This is a genomic window from Marinimicrobium sp. C2-29, assembly GCF_038419845.1.
Lineage (GTDB): Bacteria > Pseudomonadota > Gammaproteobacteria > Pseudomonadales > Cellvibrionaceae > Marinimicrobium.
This window is the reverse complement of record NZ_JBCAQT010000002.1, coordinates 266,872-289,395: the sequence shown is the minus strand read 5'-3', so window position 1 is coordinate 289,395 and position 22,524 is coordinate 266,872. Positions and strand designations below refer to the sequence as shown.

Here is a 22,524-nt window from a genome sequence, read left to right as displayed (position 1 = left end):
TTCAGGTCTTGGTGCCTTCCCGTTCGATCTGCCGGGTAATGTAGTACTGCTGGGCGATCGAGAGGGTGTTGTTGGTCACCCAGTAGAGGACCAGCCCGGCCGGGAAGAACAGGAACAGGAAGGTGAACACAATCGGCATCAACTGCATGATCTTCGCCTGGGTCGGATCGGCCGGCGTCGGGTTGAGCTTGAACTGGATGAACATGGTCAGACCCATCATCAGGGGCAGCACATAGAAGGGATCTTTGACCGACAGATCCTGAATCCAGAGGAAAAAGGGCGCGTGGCGCAGCTCGACACTTTCCATCAGCGTCCAGTAGAGGGCGAGGAACACGGGCATCTGTACCAGAATGGGCAGACAGCCACCGAGCGGGTTCACCTTCTCCTTTTTATAGAGCTTCATCATCTCCTGGGACATCTTCTGGCGATCGTCGCCAAAGCGCTCCTTCATCTCGGCCATTTTAGGGCTGAGCTTGCGCATCTTGGCCATGGACCTATAGCTGGTGGCGCTTAGCTTGAAGAAAGCTGCTTTAATAATTATTGTCAATGCAATAATTGCAAGACCCCAGTTGTTCAGATATCCGTGTAGCCAGTCCAGGACCGAGAACAGTGGTTTGGCCAACCACCAGAGCCAACCGTAGTCCACCGTCAGGTCCAGGTAGGGTGAGATCTCTTCCAGTTTGTCCGTATCTTTGGGACCGGTGTAGAAGCGGGCGCTGATTTGACCCTGGCTTCCTGGCTCCACTCGGGTGCTCGGACTGGTGAAGCCCAAGAGGAACATATCCCGGCTGCCGAGTTGGCGCAGGTGGAAGTTGTGAGTGAGCTCCTGATCGGGGACCCAGGCGCTGGTGAAGTAGTGTTGGACCATGGCGACCCAGCCACCCTCTTTGGTGGTTTTGAAGGATTCCTCGCGCAGGTCGTCAAAGTCCAGCTTCTTGTATTTTTCCTCGTCGGTGGTGATGGCGGCACCGAGATAGGGGTTCAACGCAAAGGCCCCGCCGGGTCCTTCCCCGGCCTCGGAACTGTCGCGCTTGATCTGGCCGTAGAGGTTGGCCTCCCAGGCTGAGTCGCTCTGGTTGTCGATCAGGTACTCGATGGTCACGAGATACTCGCCGCGCTCGACGGTGAACCGCTTGGTGATGGTCACGCCATCCTGTTCCAGGGTGAGATCCACGGTCAGTTCATCCTGACCTTCACTCAGACGGTATTCACGCTGCTGTGTCTGGAAGAGGGGACGACCTTCGCTGGTGTCGGTGGCGTTGCGGCCCACCAGCCCGCTTTGAGCGGTGTAGGTCTGGCGAGTGGTCTGATTGAGCAGAACAAAAGGTTCATCCGGGGTATTGAGTTCCGCGTAGTGCTTGGGCAGGGCCGAGTAGACGATATCGCCACCGCGCGGGTCAATATGCAGAATCAGGGTATCCGTTGCGATACGTACCGGCTCCAGCGCTTCGTCATCCTGCGCGGCGGAAGTCGGCTCGCTGGTCTGCTCGCCAGGGGCAGAGGGGACTTCGTCGGCGCTACCGGACTGATTTGCGTTGGGGAGTCCATTGTCTGAGCCGTTGCCATTGGCGGACCCGTTTGCACGCTCGTCTTGAGTCTCGCTCACGGCCGCGTCTTCGAGGGCACTCTGGGTTTCCTGAAAGTCGTTGTAGCGTATGACCAGGGTGAAGACGACGGCACACATGGCCGTAATTAACAGGGTTTTTTGCCAATCCATCTTATTTGCTGCCATCAGTAGGAGGTGTGTGGTTGGTGTTCTGGGGTACCGGATCCAGCCCGCCGGAATGCCAAGGGTGGCACTTTAACAGGCGACGTAGAGTCAGGTAGCTGCCGCGCAGGAAACCGTGCCGGGCAATCGCCTCTTCGGCGTAGTGTGAACAGCTGGGGTAAAAACGACACTGATTCCCGACCCAGGGGCTGAGCAGGTAACGATAGAGCCAGATGAGTCTGAGAGCTAACCAGCGCATGATGTTTAGCCTGTCGGGGTTGTGTCGGTAGACTTTTGAGCTTTGCGGGCGATTCGCCGCCACTGGCCGTCAAGCTGATCGTGCAATTGCCGATTGTCCAGCTCATCCATCCCTTTTCGGGCCAATACAATAACATCAATTCCACCCAGAGTCGGCTGTTGATGGCGAAAGGTTTCCCGAATCAGACGCTTGAGTCGGTTGCGTCGAGTGGCCAGACGGATGTGTTTTTTGGCGATCACCAGCCCCAGGCGAGAGTGGGATTCACCATTGGGTCGGGCCAGGATCAGGAAATGCTTGTGCGATGCTCGGACAGGCGCGTCCGCAAAAACCGCCTGAAAGTCGCCAGAGGTAAGTAGCCGGTGCGATTTGGGGAACGCGTAGGAAGCCACTTAGCTCTGACAACTACAAGCGTGGAGCAAGTTCTGGCATGGATTATACCGCCAGAGCTTTGCGTCCTTTGGTACGGCGACGGGCCAATACGGCGCGGCCGTTCTTGGTGGCCATGCGAGCACGGAAACCGTGGGTGCGTTTGCGCTTCAGTACACTGGGCTGAAATGTTCTTTTCATGGAAGTAACCTGCCGTTCGAAATCCTGACAATACCCGCTCTGGGCGGGAAAAGAGGCGCGATTCTATAGAAAATCGGACGCTAAGGCAATGAATTGCTGTGAATTAACCGGGTTTTCGACGGTTTTTTATGGGAGTTTTTGGTTGTACCGGTTTATGCCGAGGTTGCGCAGAGGTTGTAAACAGGATATCCACAGGTGCAGGTCAAAAAATGATCGATAATTACGCCTCGGTCTGTGTGTAAAAAAATCCTGGAGTGTTCAGTAAGCCTTTGAATTGGCAGTGTTAATATTCTTTATTGCACTAAAAAAAGTCTTCCCCTGATGTGGATAACCGCTTTTAGAGAGAGTACACTAGCGGCCGTTTTGTGAATAATAACGCACCGGGAGGGGGGCCGTTTTGCCGGAATCTGTTTGGAAGCTTTGCGCGTCAAGTTTACAGGATGAACTGCCGTCTCAGCAGTTCAACACCTGGATTCGACCGCTGCAGATAGACCAGTCGGCAAGCCCCGGTGAGTTGCGTCTGCTCGCCCCCAACCGTTTCGTATGCGACTGGGTGAATGAAAAGTTTCTGCACCGTATACGGGAGCTGGTGGGTGATTTCCATACGGACGGCCATCTGAAGGTGGCGATCGGTATCGGACACCGACGCCAGGCGGAACGGCCTCAGACGATGGCGTCTCCCGTCACTCAGAATCAACAGACACAAACCCAGCAGGCCCAGCCTCAGACAAGTGGTTCCATCGAGCGACCGGCCGCCCCGAGGGAAGTCAGCCGGCCCCAGAGCCTGGGGCATCAACCCAACTCTTCGGCCATTAACGGCTCGGCACGCCACGAGGGGCTCGAATCGGCTTCTTCCTCTATGGGTGGGCCCTCCAACCCCATGAGCCAGAACACGGTGGAGGTGGAAGGGGCGCTCAAGCACCGCAACAACCTCAATCGTTCCTTCAGCTTTGCCAGCTTTGTCGAAGGTAAATCCAACCAGTTGGGCCTCGCCGCCGCGCGACAAGTAGCGGAGAACCCCGGTGGTTCCTACAACCCCCTGTTCATCTATGGTGGCGTCGGTCTGGGTAAAACGCACCTGATGCAGGCGGTGGGTAACGCCCTGGTGGACCGCAACCCCAACGCCAAGGTCATCTATCTGCATTCTGAGCGGTTTGTGGCGGATATGGTCAAGGCGCTGCAGCTCAATGCGATCAACGATTTCAAGCGCTACTACCGGTCGGTGGACGCACTGCTGATTGACGACATCCAGTTTTTTGCCGGCAAGGAGCGCTCCCAGGAGGAGTTTTTCCACACCTTCAATTCGCTGCTTGAAGGGGGCCAGCAGATTATTCTGACCTGCGACCGCTATCCCAAGGAGATCAATGGCCTGGAGGAGCGCCTCAAATCCCGTTTCGGATGGGGCCTGACGGTGGCGGTCGAGCCGCCGGAGCTGGAAACCCGGGTGGCCATCCTGATGAAGAAGGCCGAGCAGGTGGGCGTGGAAGTGCCCCACGAGGCGGCGTTTTTCATTGCCCAACGAATCCGCTCCAACGTGCGGGAACTGGAGGGCGCGCTGAAGCGGGTGATCGCCAATGCCCAGTTCACCGGGCGGGCCATCGATGTGGACCTGGTGCGCGAAGCCCTGAAGGACCTGCTGGCCTTGCAGGACAAGCAGGTAGGCATAGATAATATCCAGCGGGTGGTGGGCGAGTACTACAAAATCAAGCTTAACGACCTCCTGTCCAAGCGTCGCAGTCGCTCTGTGGCGCGCCCCCGGCAGGTAGCGATGGCACTGGCGAAAGAGCTCACCAACCACAGTCTGCCCGAGATCGGGGAGGCCTTTGGCGGTCGGGACCACACCACCGTGTTGCATGCCTGTCGCAAGATCAAGCAAATGCAGGAAGAAGACGCCGATATCCGTGAGGATATGAAAAATCTGTTGCGTTCACTGACAAGCTAGATTGCTCTGGATCCTGGCCTTTGAGTCAGACAGTGAACCGAGACAGGGACCGGGGAACCCGGTGCCTTAACGTTAGGACACAGCCAAGAGACCCCAAACATGAAATTTGTCGTTTCCCGCGAGGCCCTGTTAAAGCCGCTCCAGCTGGTTGGTGGCGTTGTTGAACGGCGTCAGACCTTACCCGTACTGTCGAACGTGCTGATGGCGGTAGAGGGCGACCAGCTGTCGCTGACCGGTACCGATCTGGAAGTGGAGATCGTCGCCCGGGTGGCGCTGTCAGAGCCCGCCGAGGCGGGGGAGGTCACCGTTCCCGCACGCAAGCTGGTGGACATCTGCCGCTCCCTGCCCGAGGGCTCGGTGATCGAGTTCACCCAGGACGAGCAGAAAATGGTGGTCAAGAGCGGCCGCAGTCGCTTCAGTCTGTCCACCCTGCCGGCCAGCGACTTCCCCAATGTGGAAGACGGCCCCAGCGATCTGCAGTTCGCCTGCGCGCAGAAAGAGATCAAGCGCCTGATTGAGCGCACAGCTTTTGCCATGGCGCAGCAGGATGTCCGCTATTACCTCAATGGCATGCTCTGGGAGGTGAAGCAGGATCAGCTGCGCTCGGTGGCGACCGATGGGCACCGCATGGCGATGTGCACCCGTCCGGTGACAGTGGCGGTAGAAGACACGGTACAGGCTATTCTGCCGCGCAAAGGGGTGCTGGAGCTGTCCCGTCTGGTGGATGATATCGACGCTACGGTTGATGTCACCCTGAGTGCGAACCATATTCGGGTGGCCACGGGCGACTATACGTTCACCTCCAAGCTGGTGGATGGCAAGTTCCCCGATTACGAGCGCGTATTGCCCCGTGGCGGCGACAAAGTGGTATTCGGACCGCGCAACGAGCTCAAGCAGGCCTTTGGTCGGACCGCGATCCTCTCCAATGAGAAGTATCGGGGCGTCCGCCTCTTGTTGGACGATGGCACCATGACCATCGTCGCCAACAACCCCGAGCAGGAGGAGGCCGAAGAGCAGGTGGCGGTGGATTACGCCGGCGACTCCCTGGAGATGGGCTTCAACGTCAGTTACCTCCAGGATGTGGCCAATGTCATCTCGGCCGATCACGTCAAAATCACCCTGTCCGACTCCAACAGCAGTGCGTTGCTGGAAGAGCCGGAAGACGGCGACTCCCTCTACGTTGTTATGCCGATGCGCCTCTAATCGGGGCGCACCGGCGCTTCCATGACCTTAAGTCGACTCAGTATTCAGCACCTGCGCAATCTGGAGTCGGTCGATCTCAGGCCGTCTCCGCGCATCAACCTCCTATACGGCGAAAATGGCTCGGGCAAAACCAGTGTCCTGGAAGCCATTCATGCCCTGGCCATGGGCCGTTCCTTCCGCAGCCATAAACACAAACCCCTGATACAGCACGAACGGGAAGGCTTTACGGTATTCGCACGCGTTGTCTCGGATGAGCGTGAGATACCCCTGGGCCTGTACCGAAGTCGGGCAGGGGAAGCCAGCTTCAAAGCCGACGGGCAGGTTGTGTCCTCCGTGGCCGCTCTGGCCAGCCTGCTGCCCATCCAGGTCATCAACTCCCAGACCTTTCTGTTATTGGAGGGCAGCCCCAAGATTCGGCGTCAGTTCATGGACTGGTTGGTGTTCCACGTGGAACCTGACTTTTTTCCGACCTGGAAGGCGTCACAGCGCTGCCTGAAACACCGCAACAGCCTGCTGCGACGTGATAGAATAGAACCCTCGGAGTTGGCTGTCTGGGACCGCGAGCTGGCTTCTCTGGCCGAACGGATGCATCAGTACCGGAGTGCCAGCATAGAACGATTCGAAACCGTGTTCCTGGAGCTGCTCGACTCCTTTATAAGAATCCCGGGGGTCTCGCTTTCCTACCAACGTGGCTGGGACAAAACCCGGACTTACAGTGAGGTGCTGGAAGGCGGTTTCGAACGAGACCGGCAAATGGGGTACACCCATTCCGGCAGCCACCGGGCTGATCTCAGATTGACAGTTCATGGTACCGCCGCCGCCGATGTGCTCTCCAGAGGGCAACAAAAGCTGGTGGTGTGCGCACTGAAGATCGCCCAAGGGTACATATTTTCCCAGTTGACCGGCCGACAGTGTGTCTATCTGGTGGACGATCTGCCGGCGGAACTGGACAGCGATCACCGAGCCAAGTTGGTGGAGTGGTTGGATCGATTGAACACCCAGGTCTTTATTACCGGGGTAGAAAAGGAACCGCTTCTGGCGGATTGGCGCAGCCGTCCCCAGGTCCACAGTCAGGTGTTCCACGTGGAACACGGGGGCGTCACGCCAGTGTCCTGAGCGAATGTCTCGCGACAGGCACCACAGAATAGTAGCGAAATCGGAGCTAGTTATGGCAGAAGAACAGAATTACGACTCGTCCAGTATTAAAGTCCTGAAGGGACTGGATGCCGTCCGGAAGCGGCCCGGCATGTACATTGGCGACACCGACGATGGCTCGGGCCTGCACCATATGGTGTTCGAGATCGTCGATAACTCCATTGACGAGTCGCTGGCGGGCCACTGCTCCGAAATCCGCGTGACTATCCACCCCGATGAAACCATCTCCGTCTCTGACAACGGCCGCGGCATCCCCACGGAAATGCACGAAGAGGGCGTTTCCGCCGCCGAAGTGATCATGACCGTGCTGCACGCCGGCGGTAAGTTTGATGACAACACCTACAAGGTCTCTGGTGGCCTTCACGGTGTGGGCATCTCTGTGGTCAACGCCCTGTCGGAAACCCTTAAACTCACCATCCGCCGCAACGGCCAGGTGTTTGAGCAGACCTACAGCCACGGCGTCCCTCAGGAACCCCTGAAAGTGGTGGGAGACACCTCCGCGACCGGTACCGAGATCCAGTTCAAGCCCTCGTCCGAGACCTTCACCAATATTGAATACCACTACGAAATTCTGGCCAAGCGCCTGCGGGAGCTGTCGTTCCTGAACTCGGGCGTGCGCATTGTGCTCAAAGACGAGCGCTCCGCGAAGGAAGAGGTGTACGAATACGAAGGCGGTCTGAGAGCCTTTGTCGAGCACCTCAACACCAACAAGACGCCGATCAACCAGACCGTGCATATCGTCTCGGCCGAGCGGGAAGACGGAATCGGTGTGGAGATCGCCCTGCAGTGGAACGACTCCTTCCAGGAAAACCTCTTCTGCTACACCAACAATATTCCCCAGCGCGACGGCGGCACACACTTGGCGGGCTTCCGCGCGGCTTTGACCCGTACTCTGAACAGCTACATTGAGCGGGAAGGGATTGCCGCCAAGGCCAAGGTCAGCACCACCGGCGACGACGCCCGGGAAGGCCTGACAGCGATCATCTCTGTGAAAGTGCCGGATCCCAAGTTCTCTTCCCAGACCAAAGACAAACTGGTGTCCTCCGAGGTGAAAACCGCGGTAGAGCAGGAGATGAACCAGATCTTTGCCGACTATCTGCTGGAAAACCCCAACGAAGCCAAGATCATTGTCAGCAAAATGATCGATGCTGCGCGGGCGCGCGAAGCGGCCCGCAAGGCCCGGGACATGACCCGGCGCAAGGGCGCTCTGGACATCGCCGGTCTGCCCGGCAAACTGGCCGACTGCCAGGAAAAAGACCCGGCGCTGTCAGAAGTATACCTGGTGGAGGGTGACTCCGCTGGCGGCTCGGCCAAACAGGGCCGGGCGCGTAAAACCCAGGCGATTCTGCCCCTCAAGGGCAAGATTCTGAACGTGGAAAAGGCCCGCTTTGACAAGATGCTCTCCAGCGTCGAGGTCGGCACCCTGATCACCGCTCTGGGCTGCGGTATCGGCAAGGAAGAATTCAACCCGGAAAAGCTGCGCTATCACCGCATCATCATCATGACGGACGCCGACGTGGATGGCTCTCACATCCGCACCCTGCTGCTGACCTTCTTCTTCCGGCAGATGCGCGAGCTGATCGAGCGTGGTCACGTCTATATTGCCCAGCCACCGCTGTACAAAATCAGCAAAGGCAAGCAGGAGCAGTACCTCAAGGACGAAGCGGCCCTGACCGCCTTCCTGACCCAGTCCGCCCTGGAAGGCGCCAGCCTCCACGTCCACGCCGATGCGCCCGGTATCGCCGGTGAAGCGCTGGAGAAGCTGGTGTACGAGTATCGCTCGGTCATGGAGACCATCGAGCGGCTCTCGCGCCTCTATCCGGAAGATATTCTGGAGCAGATGATCTACCTGCCGTCCTTGCGGCCCGAGCACCTGGCGGACCAGGGCCACATGCAGCAGTGGTGTGATCAGTTGCTGGCGCGCCTGAGCCTGGAAAGCCGGGATGGCAGCCAGCGCTACGAGATCACCGTGCGCGAAGACACCGAGCGGCACCTGTTCATGCCCCAGATCGAAATCATCGCCCACGGCCTGTCCAAGCACTATCCGTTCAACCACGACTTCTTCCAGTCCGGCGAGTACAAGGCCATACTGGCGCTGGGCGAGAAGCTGGTGACCCTGATAGAGGAGGGCGCCTACGTCAAGCGCGGTGAAAAGACCCAACCGGTGACCAGCTTCGACCAGGCGCTGGAATGGCTGATGAAAGAATCGCGCAAGGGTTACAACATCCAGCGCTACAAGGGTCTGGGGGAGATGAACCCGGAGCAGCTGTGGGACACCACCATGAATCCGGAAACCCGTCGAATGCTGCGCGTCAACGTCCAGGATGCCATCGCCGCCGATCAGATCTTCACCACCCTCATGGGCGATCATGTGGAACCCCGGCGCGATTTCATTGAAACCAACGCCCTGGCCGTCGCCAACCTGGATGTCTGATGACGACTGTGAATAACACCATAACCTGGCGAATTCCATACCATAACCTGACAACACTCAGTTATGGTATGGAATTCAATATTTATAGTAAAATCAACGTGTTACAGTAAGTTAGGGTGTTTCGAGCAAGTTACATTTACCAGCCGAACGGTTATTAAGTCCGTGTAGTAGCGCATTGTTGTCCTGCCAAATAAGTTGACAACTATTCACCAAGCTGGCGTTTAAATCCTCACTTACACCTGAAAATTCTCTGGGATGTGGCGATCACCAGGATCAATTAACCAGTAAAGCCGTTTACTGTCCTGCGTCCTCAGAAAGCTCATGGCTAAATGGACGAGTGCGCCACTGAATAAGCCATGCTACGCTTATGCCCATGTGCTCCGGAAGAAATAACTAAGCCTAAGCGATGCAGTGGTGCTCATTTGGACGCTCTTAAACTCGTTCCCTCACACGCTGCTTTAGAGACCATGTTAAAACTAAAAACATCACCATACATCGCCAACCCTAATCGGCTGGCTGATCTAATCGCTGCCATTCAAGTGCTTGGCACCTATCGCTTTGCAAGCCGCGACATAGAAAAATGGGAGAAACGGCTAGGCCGCACGCCGGTATCGGCGCCAAATTGGGAAACTGTCTTTAAACAGCATCCGGAATTTTTTACAACGCAAAGAGAGAGTATCTCAGTGGTCTGGCGTCGCAGTCGCGAACGCAACTACGATACACACTCTCGAAACTTGCTCTCTCGTGAAGAAGCAATGCGGCTCACTGAAGATGAGAAGGAAACTGGAAAGAAACGATTATCACGACCTCCGTTAGCTCCATCTGAAGTTACCAAGCTGGTGGAAATCGCAATCAGCCTCCATGAGCGGGAGATCAAGCATGCACAAGAGCGGCGCTGGTGGATTACCGCTGTGGTTGCTGTAGTGAGCTTGATAACCGCGGTGGCAGGTAAGTGATTAACTCAAACACGCTTTGGCAGTTCGCGCTTGTCGACGCTGTATCCATGTTTTGCCGCTGTATGAACAGTTTTCTCCTATACAAAAATGATGCTCGCCAAGGGGTCGAAACGATAGCTGTGGCGTGATGGATAAGGTAACAAACAGACGTGATTCGTAATGTCATAGAAAGGAGCAACTTAGTTGGAAGAATTTGTAGATTGGATAATTTATAACAAGCAATGGCTGTTCTCCGGAGCTGGTTTAATGGTCCTCGCCTGGATTGGACGTATTGTCTTTAAGAAAAAGTACGCTTCGTCCACTCAGACCATCCGCTCTGGTGATCGATCAACAAACGTTCAGGCGGGACGAGACGTTAGTATCGGTAGAGAGAAGACTGAAAACGATGCTGAAAACTAGGAAACAGTCGATTGTCTCCGGAGATGAGTCGAAAAATCTTATAGCCGGCCGAGACATCCATTTCTATGAGGGAAATATTCCGACTGAGCTTGTCGATCAAAAAATAGAAGAGGAAGTTGAGAGGCTAAGGAAATCAAGATTCTTCCTAGAGTTCGATAGGGCCAGGTCAGCGCATAGACTAGGGGGGCGCCTTGAGGAAGGCGACCTTTCGGGGGGCTCGGGGGACGTAAAGGCGTGGGCTTTGGCATGGTGCGCCAGGATACTATCTCGTACAGATGACCTTGAACGGGCGGAAGAGCTTCTGGAACTTTCGAAAACGCTCGGAGACTATCCGGAATCGAAAATCGCAGAAGCATTTGTGATTTCCGAAAAAAAAGGCAAAACAGCAGCGATTAAAGCGCTTTCAGGTATCGACTCCGACGCATCTTGTTCTGCGAGATTGATGCTTGTTACGCATCATGATGGCTCCGAAGGCGCTCTAAGTTGGATGAACGACGCTGGTTATGTAGCCGGAAATCTGGATTCAGATGGAAAGGGTTTTCTCCTGAACCTTCAGCTTGAACTTGCGCGTTGGAATGAAGTCGCGCAAACGCTCAATGCGATTTCCGAATCGGACTTTAAGAGAAGCCCCTTCCTTTATCACTTGGCCGCTTTGGCAACTTTAATTCCTGCCATCCCGAAGGAATATCGATCTACTGTATTGAGCCAAGTTCCCTTTGACGCGCAGCGATTTCCCCTTGCTTCCGATACGTCTTCCATGGAGGCTCGGCGCCTCTCTTTCAAACGCTTTATCGATGCAATTGAAGTCGCACAGCAGTTAAAGAGTCCGCGCATTGCGAAAACAGACGACGATTACGCTCTTTGGCTCCAACTGCGAGACCCAGATATGGCCTTAGAGGGCAAGCGCAGGCTCGAAAGCAAGCTCCGGGACCCTGACACCAGATTGGGAGTTGTGCACTATGCACTCCAGTTTGGTATCAAACTGGACTTAGATACGGTCGAACGCGATATCGATCGTAGCATAGCTATTAGCGGTGGAATGACTATAGAAGCAGCCAACGCCCGCTTCGCTCTTGCGTTTGCGAAGCCCTCGGCGAAAGAGGCGGCAAATTATATAGCACGTCACCAAAATCAGATTACCGAGCACATCGCCCCAAAGTTGGTGCAATTTCGCCTAATCGAGTTGTTCGCACGCGCGGGATCGACTGGCAAGGCGAAAGCGATTCTAAGCGATCTTATTGAAATGGGAATTCTTTCTGAAGAAGAAAGGACTTTCCAGCGACTAATTGCGGAAGCCGAAGGAAATAATCCAGTTGAGTCTCGCAAGATGCAATACCAAGAGACAGGTTCGCTTGACGATCTTATCAACCTTGTCGATGAACTGGAAAATAATAAGCAATGGGACGATCTCTGCGACTATGGCAAACGCCTTTTTGAAGAGACGCGATCCCTGAAGGATGCGGAGCGTCTAGTGAATGCATTAAACATAATGCAAAGGTCAGAAACCGTGATGGCTTTCTTGCAGGAACACTCTGATTGGTTACTGCAGTCCAAACACCTCCGCATGTCTTACGCTTGGGCGTTATACCATGAGGGGGCTTTTCTTGAATCACGGGCGGCACTGGAGGAACTAAGTGATGAAGCAGGAGGCCCGAATTATCACGCGCTAAAGGTAAACCTGGGCATCGCAACAGGAGACTGGGCTTCTCTTAACGCCGAAATAAGCTCAGAATATGATAAAAAGGAAGAGAAGAGTGCACAGGAGCTAGTTGGCGCTGCGCAACTAGCTCTTCATTTGGGGTCACCTCTTGCAAAGAATCTACTCTTTGCGGCAGCGGCGAAGGGCGAAAACGACTCTTCCATACTGGCCGCCGCATATTTCATCGCAACACGTGCAGGGTGGGAGGACGCTCCTGAGGTTTTCCAATGGCTCGAAAAGGCTGCGGAACTATCTGGAGAAGATGGCCCGCTTCGAAGAATGAGCCTAAAGGACATACTCGATCAAAAACCCGAATGGGATCGTCGCGAGTCAGAAATGTTGCGCTTTCTGGAACAAGGCCGAACTCCAATTTTTCTTGCCGCCCAGTCGCTGAATCGGACTCTAATCGACCTTACGACATTCCAAGCATTAGTCAATCTATCCGAGACTGACCCTAGGCGGAAAGGCGCAATCTCTTCTTACAGTGGTAAGCGCCTACCCATAAAACTAGATTTTCAAGGAAAGGCGGTTGCTTTGGATGCAACCGCGTTGCTCACTTTGAGCTTCCTGAACATACTTGATGTTGCGTTAGACGCCTTCAAAACTGTTTATATCCCTCATTCAACCCTTGGATGGCTATTTGAAGAACGTCAGAAAGTAGCGTTCCATCAACCGAGTGTTATAGCGAATGCACACAAAGTTCGGGATTTACTGGCGACGGAGTTACTGGACAAGTTCAGTCCTAGTACCGCTACGAATAGCGAACTTTCTGCTCAGGTTGGCGATGAATTAGCAGCATTGATAGCCGACGCGGAAAAGAGACGGGATAATGACGATTCTCAACATATTGTTGTTCGATCAGCTCCAGTACATCGGCTTTCAAGCCTGATGGAGGAAGAGGCTGACCTTTCTGCACACACGTCGGTCCTGAGCAGTTGCCTCTCTGTGGTGGACAAGCTCAGACAAAAAGGTCATATCACAGCTGAGGAGCAAAAAAGGGCTCACGCCTATCTGCAATTACACGAGAAACCCTGGCCTAACCAGCCCCCCATAACCGATGGGGCGACTCTTTATCTTGATGATCTCGCCATCACATACTTGCTACACCTAGGCATGCTCGGAAAGCTAAAAGCAGCAGGTTTTAAAGCTTTGGCATCACCAAAAGCGATTTCTGAAACAAATGCTCTTATTTCTTACGAACAAGTTTCCGAAGAAGTTAAGGCTATCATTGAGCGCATACGGGCATCATTAAACTCCCGAATTGAGGCCGGAAAAGTAAGGGTTAGCCGTAGACGCAACTTCAACGAATTTGAAGAGAATTCCATCCCTGACCACCCATCAGTCGGCATTCTCGCGCTGACAACCCAATGCGACATTGCGGTTCTCGATGATAGATTTCTAAATCGGCATTCGAACATCGAAAGTGACGGTGCGCAGATACCAGTATTCTCCACCCTAGATTTGCTTGATGCCTTGCTAGCAGCCGGCGTTTTGTCAGAAGACAACCATTTGGAGCATCGGACGAGGCTTCGCCGGGCTGGCTATTTCTTCGTTCCACTCAATGCAGATGAACTTGAGAAGTGTTTGAGGGAATCACCCGTTGATGAAGGCAATGTGATTGAAAATGCAGAGCTAAAGGCCATTCGAGAGTACGTCCTCTGTGTCAGGATGAGCAACTGGTTGCAACTTACCGAAGAGGCGCCCTGGCTGGACGGAACGCTGAACGCTTTTGTTCGTGTTCTTAAAAACCTGTGGGTGGAAGGGGCCGAAGTTGAAGATATTACCGCGCGATCAAATTGGATCGTGGATCAGATTGATGTTCGAGGGTGGGTACACCGCCTTGTACCGGAGGCCGCTGAAAACGTCGTTCGGGTCGAACGTGCGGCACATATCCTCTTGTTGCTAACGCCGCCCACGGGTGCCCCAAGAAGTATTGTTAATGCTTATTGGAAGTGGTTGGAAGTAAGAGTTCTGCGCCCTTTAGAGGAACAGTTCCCCGAGGTGTACGAATGGATAGTCGACTGGTACAAGAAAGAATTGCCGAGATGGCTGAATACTGGCTTTCAGGGGAGGCCAGCTCGTGATTAAAAAACTCAACGAAAGAATAGCAATGGCAAATTCCGCGCTGGGGATTGTACCGCCACTCATACGCGCGAGTTTGTCCAAGGACCGGCCCTTCAAGGAAGAACACTGCTTGAAAGCCGAAGCTATGATTACCTTCGAACCGAGCGGCGTCTGTGTTCATCGGTCGGAGTTTTTCGACGCTATTCATACTATTCTCGCCGAAAAAGTCCCAGCCAAACTAATTGACAAAGAAGATCGGACATGGAATCTCACTAATGAGGCCAAGGACAATAAATTTCCTAAACTTGTCCTTTCATCCAATCAACAACGAATAGATCTTCCTGACTATTCTGTTCTTTCCAATGATGCCTCTACACGTATTCGTTTTCTAGACCAATCCGCTTCAGATGTAAACCTTCCACCCACTGCTCAAGAAGAATGGAGGAGCATTCTGAAAGAGCGTGCGCTGGAAGAAAACGAAGTTGATGATTTCTACTGTGATTTATCCGATACGCAGGTCCATGTGGAGCGAACTATAATAAAGGGGATCGAGGCAGGCGAATGCACTATCTCGTCTCTAGTTCCTAATTCTAGACGGTTTTTTGAAAGACTCGTTGGTGCTTATGACGGTAGCGCTTCGATCCAGGATTATGCTGACGGAAGAGGTCGAGAAATTTTTGAGCAATTGGCAGAGTGGCGGCCCTACGAGGGCTTCCTGTTCAGCCTATTACTTTCTTCTCACGCGGCAATGACCTCTATAATCAACGTCGATCACCTCGATCATGAGGACTTGAAGAAAGCGTTCGAACTTCTGATCAACTGCGGCGATCCACTCTCTCGGTTAGGAGCGCTCGAAGTAGGTCTGCACATTCTTCCTGATAGACCGGAAGTGGAGAGTTTCCTCCTTCGGCTGATATATCTAATGCGAGACGATGACGTGGAAAGCGATGCCAGTGAATTTAGGCTATTCTCGGCTTTGTTCGTTTTGGTCGACGGAGAACTGGCAAGAACACGCATTATGGCCGGAGAACCGCCGTTTTATAGAAGGCTGGCATCATTAGCTCAAGCAGCTTTGATTCATCGACAGCTTGTCCAATACGGTATTGATTACCAACGGTTTTCCGAATGGGCAGTAAGTAGTCGAGTAGAGAACTTCTATATGCAGACACTTGCGGATTTGCGAGTTGAGCCGCGATGGGAACCGGATCTAGTCGCCGCGCCCCAAATGCAAGAGGAATTCTTTGGCCGCATCATAAATGAAGTGAACAATTTTCAAGCAAATATCGGAGAGGGAGAGCTGAAACATACCGTCTTCGGTGACGGAGAGCAGAGTCTTATTAATCTATGCGAGTTTCCTCGTCCGTACTACCCAGGGCCTCTTGAAGGTGCTGAAAATAGTCCTAATTTTGTGCCTGAAGACATTGGCCGTATTATCGAAAAAAAACTTAACGGCGACGAAATGGAGGCAGTCTCTTTCATAGCCCTCTGCAACTCCGCGATGATCTACAGGGTTACACCCGATCATGCGGAGCTGGCAGCAAAGGCCCTTAGGCTGGCCAACTACACGCTCGCTAACTTGGAGGATAAATTCCAACTCGTCGACATTTTGAATGGCCTGGCCACAGTCGCAGCTGTAGCTCGAGCGCCGGCTTTGGCTGACGAACTCCGTATTCTTGTACGCCGTTATCGCCGTGACGCCGAATATGGCTTCTCAATAGAAGTTGCTACGCGAATATGCCTTGTCGCTTCTGCTAGTCGCCAAGACATGATGGAATGGCGACAATTCACGGGCGACTGGTTGACCGAGCTTGCTTTTAGTGAGTTGGAAGGAGATGAGTTTGAGGTCCTCCATTCAAATTTATTGACACTAATGCATTCTGTCCCTGAATTGTGGATTTCATGTGCTAGGGCAGATGCGGCGCTGAAGGCAATACGTTTCCGTTGATATAATTGTGAAGAGGCTTTTGGCAGTTTGGCGCTGTTGAATTAGATTTCCTAGGCCAGCCAACAAAGTCGTTTCCTACTGGTTTACAAATACCACGCTGAAAGGTGTTTCTTGTGGAGGAAGGCAACGTGAAAAGCGGGACTAAAACTTTCTTGAGTTGCCCGTGTATCCCTCATGGGCTATCCAAATTTTAAATGGAATGGACTTAAACGATGATGAGCTTCACGGAGCGCTTTATCACTCTGAGACGAATGACGTAGTGAAAAAAATGCAAGAAGAACAGGGGAAACTTCCAAAAGGTATGACGCAGTGGGGGCCATGGAAGCGTTGGCGTCGATACCGGAATATTAGAAACGACGATCTGAGCTTCTTGCGTGATCAGGATTCGGAAGAGAATGCCCGTGGACGGCTCCCTGAGGATGAGAGCGTGGCGTTACCCGCAGTATGGGTAGCTGAACTATATACGCCATCGACTGTAAATAGCTTACTTAAAGGGGTCCGGAATTTAAACTGGGAGCATGGAAAAACACGTAGTGACAGCCTTGAGAAATGGATGAACGAAATTCGAGAAGGCCGCCAAGCCGGATGGAAGAGCCTTGGGGTGGTGTCACCAGCAGAAGCTGCCCACTTTATGAGCGAGCGCACTGCCTCTTTGCCGCCTGGGGCTCGGGCTGCTTTGCCGATTTTGATGTCAATTACGCCGAGTATCACTGCGTTGATAATAGGTTTTATATTCGATGACCATGTTTCATCTTCGTTGGAATCTTCCTTGCGTGCGGAATTTGAGACAATAACACGCAAAGACCCTCTATTTCGCTCTTGGCATGTTATTCGATATGTTTTGACGGGTTGTTCAGATCGCCTTGGCCATAGCATATACTCTCCAGATCTACTCCGCAGGGATGCAGTGAAAGCGCGCCTGAATGAAGTTGAGGGCACCTGTGTAGAGTGGGTTCAAAAAAATCTTCCCGGCACGTTTTCCTCGTGGCCTGGTTCACGAAATCCTACAGCGGTCCTTCTGCTCACGGACAAAATCAAGCCCATGTCAGAGAAGGCGCGTTCCGTAAGGGCACTCGAAGGGCTTGCATTAGATCGTGATTACGATGCTTGGGAGTCTGATGAGTGGCCTGATGCAAAGCTTGCGTTTCCACGGGGCTGGGGGGATGAAAGTCGCAGGCTCACCTTTGCTTGCCGCAGATCAGATGCGGTCCCGAAGAAGCCTTACTACCACGATCCGGAGTCAAACTGGACAATTGCGCAACGGGCTGATAGTTTAATTCGAGGGTTTATTTCGCGCTGGGCGATTACATGCTTGCTAGACACTTACCATGAGATGCTGTCCGCTTGGCGCGATCAAATAGCACGGGAAGGAGGTTACCGGACCGTGCGTGACCTCAAGGACTTTCGCGCACTAGCGCGAACCACTCTGTACGATATAGGAATATGTACAGAGGAAATCGTTGAATTTTCTCAGAAGAAAGCAGGGTACCGGTTTAACGTAATCGAATTCTCGCGTGTGCGATATACACCAGAAAATAGGCGTGATCTAGTTGCTAACTTGCGTTCCTCCCAAAAAAGCCGTGCGAGGCAAGTTCAGCGAGAGGCCTCCCTTCTTCAGTCAACCTTATCTACTAGCAATCAGCTCTCGCAAACAATTTCAAGCATACGCATACAACGTGTCGTAGTGGGCCTTTCAATTGTCTCGATTGGGTTGGCAATTTGGATTGGATTCATCACGCTAAACGCAACATAAATAATAAAGCAGTTTATCGTGTTTCCTGTCGACACACTTCCTATCAACGCGTGGAGACGACGACTGCCTAGATTTAACTGACCAAATCCCTGTTGTCGGCGGCTTAGAGCAGTTCTATCAAAAACTAGTTGTTGAAATTTTGTCACCTAGTCTGTACAGCTCCTGTCACAAATCGTGCAGAAGAATAATCCTCAAGCCCCGGTGATGATACACCAAGTTTTCCCCTGAATGCGGCTCCTGGAATGCGCTCTAGAGGCCTTCAAGGATTCGGTGCCGGCCACTGGCCGGGAGAATCAAAGCAAGACTGGTGCAGTGGGTAGCGAGAAAAGCTCTCCATGCCTCTGCTTGAGAATGAGGAAACTGGTCGGCAGTTTGCACTACTGATTTTGCGGATGCTCTTGGCTCCAAGTGATACATGGACCGCAAGGGCGAGCAAGCCTTAAGTGGAGCTCGTTGTAGGGGGGCTTTTGATTTCTGATCGAAGCTTCCCCCGTTACTTGCTCTGTCCCCGCTCATCAATGGGTTGGATACCAAGCTCGTCAAACACACGCTTGTATGCCTTTTCCACAGCGGCCGGGGACTTTCCAACAATTTCCGCTATGTCGTCGTAACTTTTTCCCTCGTATCTGAATTTAACAAGCTCAATTTTGCTGGGCGCCAACCCTCTCTTGGAAAGGTAGCGAAGAGCCTCTTCGATAGTGGGGAGATCAGCTTCTTGGCGTGACTGCCCGTATATCTGATGACTTGAGGAATTTCTTATTACCTCTTCCCAGAAAGTGGCCTCGTCAGAATCCATATCTACAGATGAACCAAACTGTTGCCCTGCCCGGGGATAGACGCGTGCTCTCGAACCTATACCCTTCTTTTCCTTGCCTTTACGATCACTACTGCCCTGCTCAGAGGAAGGCTTACTCGTATCAGCCTTGGAATCTTCCGAAATCCGGGAGTCTCGCCACCGTATGGCACGCGTCAGACAGTAGCGCTTGGCCCGCCACATCACAATTTTCTTGATATCCAATAGTTCTGGAACACGACTCTCCCCAGAAAACTTCTCCAAGCTGCCGAACTGTCCATTTTGAAGCTCTTCTAACATCTTCATCACGATTTCTGACTGAGCATCTTCCGCGATACAGCGACATTCCGTGGATTCGTTGATGTAGGGCCGCAAGATGTTCCTCACCATTCCAACCAGGGAATCGAAAAAGTCTGCGTCTGTTATCAGGGATGTCAGGTGGTACTTGGTAGTTGAGATGAACTGATCCTGGGCTAAAGGCATTAAAACTGTCTCTTAAAATGATCCGCATCTTCTGTGCTTGTGCGAGTGGCAAAGCGAACAACGATCCTGAAGTGCAGTTGGTTAATTTTCACCCAATAACGAAAAAAACAATAAATTTGAAATTATTTGTCGGGTTGAGGGCGACTCGCTAGTTATGTGTATAGGCAATGAGAATACCGGCCTAAAAAACTAGGGGGCAATGGTGAACGTGATGATCCCAACGATCAAGAGTAAATCTGGAGTATACGATTTAATAATAGATTATCTATTTTTAATAACAAAAAGTTTGCATTTGCCTTAGAAATGGGCTATTAGTAAAAGATTGATCGTTTTTTAATCAAGTTAAACAAGGAGAGTACAGATGATTTAAGAGACAACAAAAAACCTGCTGGCAGGAATTGGTCTTTTGAAGGGACGAGACTCAAAGGCGAGCTTCAGTATCCCTTCGAAAAGCCAAAATATCAATATTTATCAATAGTTTAGCTGAGATTTTCTGAATTTCTCGGCACAGGGGGACTTTGTCTTCCGGTTTTATCTGGGACACGTGGAGCAACAATATGGCTATCCGAAATGTTTTGAGTCGTTCTCGACTAACCAACCGACACCTGATCAGGACCCCGAAGAGCACTAAGCCGGTGGCCTGTGAATCAACGCTGGAGAGAAATGTGGCCTTATGGATAGATTTCTCGTCCTGCGTTGCCTGCTATGAGGAGCAGCCCGCGGTTATCCATTTTGAGGTTGACGGCACTCCCGCCCGCACGATTCCGGATTTCCTGCTCACATTTGTGGATGGCACGCAGGCCTATGTGGAAGTGAAGTACGCCAAGGAGGCGCAGAAGAAAGCCAGGCGCTTAAGTGCCATTGGTAGCGCGTTGGCAGAACACTACAACATGGCCTACTGGGTCGTGACTGAGGCAACAATCCGGAACGAGAAAGTCGTTATTGAGAATTGTTCTTACTTTCAGAAATTCGTCACCCTGGATGACGACCGCCTGGCTGAGCTAGAAAGGGTGGCTGCAGATTTACCGGCTCATCCGTTCCTGCTTTCCGACTTGATCGGTCTGTGTGACTCCGACACAACTGCCTTGGAGCTCATTGCTAACCAATTTGTGTTCCACGATTTCTCTCAGTTCATCGCGATAAACAGCCCCCTCTGCCAGGCAGGTGATAGCGACTATCAATATTTTAACGATGTATGGGAATCACAGAAACAATTTGTCTACTTATCGGAGGAAAAGCAATGAATACTGAACTGACAACCGGCAACAAGATTAAGTTTTCAAGCGGTGAAGAGATGACAATCTGTAACGTTCATCTAACGGCCAAACAAATTGAGCTTCAAAGCATCAATGGTAAGAAGAGCATCTGGGATCTTGGTGAGCTCCAGTCTCAATGGTCCGATAACAAGATCAGCCTAATCGGTGATTGTGTAGAAAAGCGTCCAAAATACCAGCCGCAATGCTACCCCCAGGACCTAATCAGCATTGCGGAGCGAAATTTGATCTGGGTAAGGGCGGCCACCGATGAAAATGGTCGTTGGATTAAGAACAAAGAAGAGCGACTATCGCGTATTGAGCAGGCCGCCCAATTGATTGAAACCGAAGCAACCATTCCCAGCGACCGAAATCTCCGTCGCTACGCCGCTCGCTACCGGCGAAGCAACCAAAATTTGGAAAGCTTAGTGCCAAAGATTCACCGGAGAGGGAACAGAAAACCAAAACTCGCCAAGCCCGTAAACGACTTGATTGACCAACTGAGTGAAAGCTTCTACCTGCGTGACAAAAGCGCAACTACAAGAGCTTTTCAAAACCTAGTGAATTACTATATCGCCAATACTCTGGAGCTAAGAGAATATCCATTCGTTAGCTATACGACGATTTCTGAGCGAGTTAACAGTCTAAGTGAATATCAGAAGACTCTAAAGCGAGAAGGATTCTTGGCGGCAAGGCGAGATTTTCCAGCTGGAATGCTGTTCGAACGGCCAAGCGATATTCTTCTGTCAGTTGAGATTGACCACACACCCATGGATGTAGAGATTGTGTCGGATGACCGAACGCAGTCTCTTGGAAGACCCTATCTAACCGCAGTTATGGATAGGTGTACGGGAGTGCAACAGGGCCATTTTATGATGGTTGGTGAGCCAAATAGCTATACGACGACGAGTGCGATCGTGAATGCCATTGACACCAAAAACGCCATTTTGGAGAAGCACAATCTCAACAATGATTGTGAATGGCCGAGCTTTGGTATTATGCGGGAAATTGTTATGGACAATGGCTCGGATCTAATCTCAAATCACACTCGCTCGGCCCTTCTGTCAATGAATATCTCTTGTGTCTATAACCCAAAAGGCCATCCTCAGAGGAAAGGTAAAGTAGAACGGTTCTTCAGGACCATGAATGAGTCGTTCTGCGCATCTCTACCGGGTCATACTTCTCGAAATTACCAGAAAAAAGGTGACTACAAATCGTCCAAAAAAGCTGTCCTCACACTTGACGAGCTTGAAAGACTTTACCTTATTTGGCTTCTCAATACGTACCATAAGTCCATTCAGGCAGGTCGGGAAAAGCCCCCACTTGAGCTATGGAAAGAGAGGGAGGCATTGGGTGCCCCAATCTCGCTCCCAGCCTCAAAAGAAGAATTGATTCGGATCCGATGGGAGAACAAGGACTTAAAAGTCCAAAAATTTGGGGTCACCTGGGACTGCGCAAAATACCAGTCACCGGAGCTCCAACGCTATGCCAAACAGCACGGGATGTCAGCGACGATCACTATTTACCGGGATCCCGCCGATATTTCATCGGTATATTTCTACGATTCGGTCGAGAAACAATATGTTGACGTTCCTGCTTCAGATAGATTGTTGAGGGAGCAGCGCTTGACAAGAGATCAGTTCAACGAAATTCGAACGAAAGCCCGAAAAGATAGGAGGGACCGGGGGTATTACGGGAACGTAAAACCCGAAGACCTGCATAAAACCATGAAAGCTCAGATCGAGATGGTCGAAAAAGCCACAGAGGATACCCGGAAAAGTAAAAGGTTAGCAAATGCAAAAAAGTCGGCAAAACATAACTCCCGGTACGGAAAGAGCGGATCTTTGAAAACGTCACCGATGGGCACTGATCCTGGAAAGAGCCTATTTTCTGATGATGAGGAGGTATGAA

16 protein-coding genes are annotated in these 22,524 nt (G+C 52.2%); 11 read left to right on the top strand and 5 right to left on the bottom strand.

What is annotated here, in order from left to right; translation table 11 throughout:
* Nucleotide 1: 1 nt before the first annotated feature.
* The 4 genes from yidC to rpmH are packed head-to-tail and all read right to left on the bottom strand — an operon-like array spanning nt 2 to nt 2,534.
* Nucleotides 2-1,717: a membrane protein insertase YidC gene (gene yidC, locus AAE484_RS03170; RefSeq protein ID WP_341936882.1), complete on the bottom strand. Its 1,716-nt coding sequence runs from the start codon at nt 1,715-1,717 to the stop codon at nt 2-4.
* Nucleotide 1,718: 1 nt separating this feature from the next.
* Nucleotides 1,719-1,967, bottom strand: a complete 249-nt coding sequence (yidD, locus tag AAE484_RS03165; RefSeq protein WP_341936881.1) for a membrane protein insertion efficiency factor YidD — start codon at nt 1,965-1,967, stop codon at nt 1,719-1,721.
* 5 nt (nt 1,968-1,972) lie between these two features.
* Nucleotides 1,973-2,356 carry a ribonuclease P protein component gene (gene rnpA / locus AAE484_RS03160; protein WP_341936880.1) on the bottom strand — a complete coding sequence of 128 codons (384 nt, stop codon included), beginning with the start codon at nt 2,354-2,356 and terminating at the stop codon, nt 1,973-1,975.
* Between the two features lie 43 nt (nt 2,357-2,399).
* On the bottom strand, nt 2,400-2,534 hold the full coding sequence (gene rpmH / locus AAE484_RS03155; protein WP_341936879.1) for a 50S ribosomal protein L34: 135 nt from the start codon (nt 2,532-2,534) through the stop codon (nt 2,400-2,402).
* 445 nt (nt 2,535-2,979) lie between these two features.
* Here rpmH and dnaA point away from each other — a divergent pair, with 445 nt between their 5' ends.
* From dnaA to AAE484_RS03110, 9 genes are all read left to right on the top strand, one after another.
* Nucleotides 2,980-4,476 carry a chromosomal replication initiator protein DnaA gene (gene dnaA / locus AAE484_RS03150; RefSeq protein ID WP_445928822.1) on the top strand — a complete coding sequence of 499 codons (1,497 nt, stop codon included), beginning with the start codon at nt 2,980-2,982 and terminating at the stop codon, nt 4,474-4,476.
* 99 nt (nt 4,477-4,575) lie between these two features.
* Nucleotides 4,576-5,679, top strand: coding sequence for a DNA polymerase III subunit beta (gene dnaN, locus AAE484_RS03145; RefSeq protein ID WP_341936877.1), 1,104 nt, complete (start codon nt 4,576-4,578; stop codon nt 5,677-5,679).
* Between the two features lie 21 nt (nt 5,680-5,700).
* The gene (gene recF / locus AAE484_RS03140) at nt 5,701-6,795 is read left to right on the top strand and encodes a DNA replication/repair protein RecF (RefSeq protein ID WP_341936876.1); all 1,095 of its coding nucleotides are present in this window, start codon (nt 5,701-5,703) and stop codon (nt 6,793-6,795) included.
* Nucleotides 6,796-6,847: 52 nt separating this feature from the next.
* A complete protein-coding gene (gene gyrB, locus AAE484_RS03135; protein ID WP_341936875.1) occupies nt 6,848-9,268 on the top strand; it encodes a DNA topoisomerase (ATP-hydrolyzing) subunit B in 2,421 nt (806 codons plus the stop codon).
* A gap of 467 nt (nt 9,269-9,735) precedes the next feature.
* Nucleotides 9,736-10,224 carry a hypothetical protein gene (locus AAE484_RS03130; protein WP_341936874.1) on the top strand — a complete coding sequence of 163 codons (489 nt, stop codon included), beginning with the start codon at nt 9,736-9,738 and terminating at the stop codon, nt 10,222-10,224.
* A 183-nt stretch (nt 10,225-10,407) separates the two neighbouring features.
* The gene (locus AAE484_RS03125) at nt 10,408-10,623 is read left to right on the top strand and encodes a hypothetical protein (RefSeq protein ID WP_341936873.1); all 216 of its coding nucleotides are present in this window, start codon (nt 10,408-10,410) and stop codon (nt 10,621-10,623) included.
* Nucleotides 10,610-14,410: an HTH domain-containing protein gene (locus AAE484_RS03120; RefSeq protein WP_341936872.1), complete on the top strand. Its 3,801-nt coding sequence runs from the start codon at nt 10,610-10,612 to the stop codon at nt 14,408-14,410. Before AAE484_RS03125 ends, AAE484_RS03120 begins: the two co-directional genes overlap by 14 nt.
* Nucleotides 14,403-16,331 (top strand): hypothetical protein, encoded by a 1,929-nt coding sequence (locus tag AAE484_RS03115; protein ID WP_341936871.1) that lies wholly within the window; start codon nt 14,403-14,405, stop codon nt 16,329-16,331. The genes AAE484_RS03120 and AAE484_RS03115 overlap by 8 nt, the downstream gene beginning before the upstream one ends.
* A 268-nt stretch (nt 16,332-16,599) precedes the next feature.
* Nucleotides 16,600-18,084: a hypothetical protein gene (locus AAE484_RS03110; protein ID WP_341936870.1), complete on the top strand. Its 1,485-nt coding sequence runs from the start codon at nt 16,600-16,602 to the stop codon at nt 18,082-18,084.
* A gap of 493 nt (nt 18,085-18,577) precedes the next feature.
* Here AAE484_RS03110 and AAE484_RS03105 read toward each other — a convergent pair whose 3' ends face one another.
* Nucleotides 18,578-19,360 carry a sigma-70 region 4 domain-containing protein gene (locus AAE484_RS03105; RefSeq protein WP_341936869.1) on the bottom strand — a complete coding sequence of 261 codons (783 nt, stop codon included), beginning with the start codon at nt 19,358-19,360 and terminating at the stop codon, nt 18,578-18,580.
* 557 nt (nt 19,361-19,917) lie between these two features.
* Here AAE484_RS03105 and AAE484_RS03100 point away from each other — a divergent pair.
* The gene (locus AAE484_RS03100) at nt 19,918-20,604 is read left to right on the top strand and encodes a TnsA endonuclease N-terminal domain-containing protein (protein ID WP_341936868.1); all 687 of its coding nucleotides are present in this window, start codon (nt 19,918-19,920) and stop codon (nt 20,602-20,604) included.
* Nucleotides 20,601-22,523, top strand: a complete 1,923-nt coding sequence (locus AAE484_RS03095; RefSeq protein WP_341936867.1) for a Mu transposase C-terminal domain-containing protein — start codon at nt 20,601-20,603, stop codon at nt 22,521-22,523. The genes AAE484_RS03100 and AAE484_RS03095 overlap by 4 nt, the downstream gene beginning before the upstream one ends.
* The last annotated feature ends 1 nt before the right edge of the window (nt 22,524 follow it).

Bases quoted from the DNA above. Each gene is read 5' to 3' on its own strand.
- gyrB (WP_341936875.1), top strand. From the start codon at position 6,848: ATGGCAGAAGAACAGAATTACGACTCGTCCAGTATTAAAGTCCTGAAG.
- AAE484_RS03105 (WP_341936869.1), bottom strand. From the start codon at position 19,360: ATGCCTTTAGCCCAGGATCAGTTCATCTCAACTACCAAGTACCACCTG.
- yidD (WP_341936881.1), bottom strand. From the start codon at position 1,967: ATGCGCTGGTTAGCTCTCAGACTCATCTGGCTCTATCGTTACCTGCTC.
- rpmH (WP_341936879.1), bottom strand. From the start codon at position 2,534: ATGAAAAGAACATTTCAGCCCAGTGTACTGAAGCGCAAACGCACCCAC.
- AAE484_RS03130 (WP_341936874.1), top strand. From the start codon at position 9,736: ATGTTAAAACTAAAAACATCACCATACATCGCCAACCCTAATCGGCTG.
- AAE484_RS03095 (WP_341936867.1), top strand. From the start codon at position 20,601: ATGAATACTGAACTGACAACCGGCAACAAGATTAAGTTTTCAAGCGGT.
- yidC (WP_341936882.1), bottom strand. From the start codon at position 1,717: ATGGATTGGCAAAAAACCCTGTTAATTACGGCCATGTGTGCCGTCGTC.
- AAE484_RS03110 (WP_341936870.1), top strand. From the start codon at position 16,600: ATGCAAGAAGAACAGGGGAAACTTCCAAAAGGTATGACGCAGTGGGGG.
- dnaN (WP_341936877.1), top strand. From the start codon at position 4,576: ATGAAATTTGTCGTTTCCCGCGAGGCCCTGTTAAAGCCGCTCCAGCTG.
- recF (WP_341936876.1), top strand. From the start codon at position 5,701: ATGACCTTAAGTCGACTCAGTATTCAGCACCTGCGCAATCTGGAGTCG.
- AAE484_RS03120 (WP_341936872.1), top strand. From the start codon at position 10,610: ATGCTGAAAACTAGGAAACAGTCGATTGTCTCCGGAGATGAGTCGAAA.
- AAE484_RS03100 (WP_341936868.1), top strand. From the start codon at position 19,918: ATGGCTATCCGAAATGTTTTGAGTCGTTCTCGACTAACCAACCGACAC.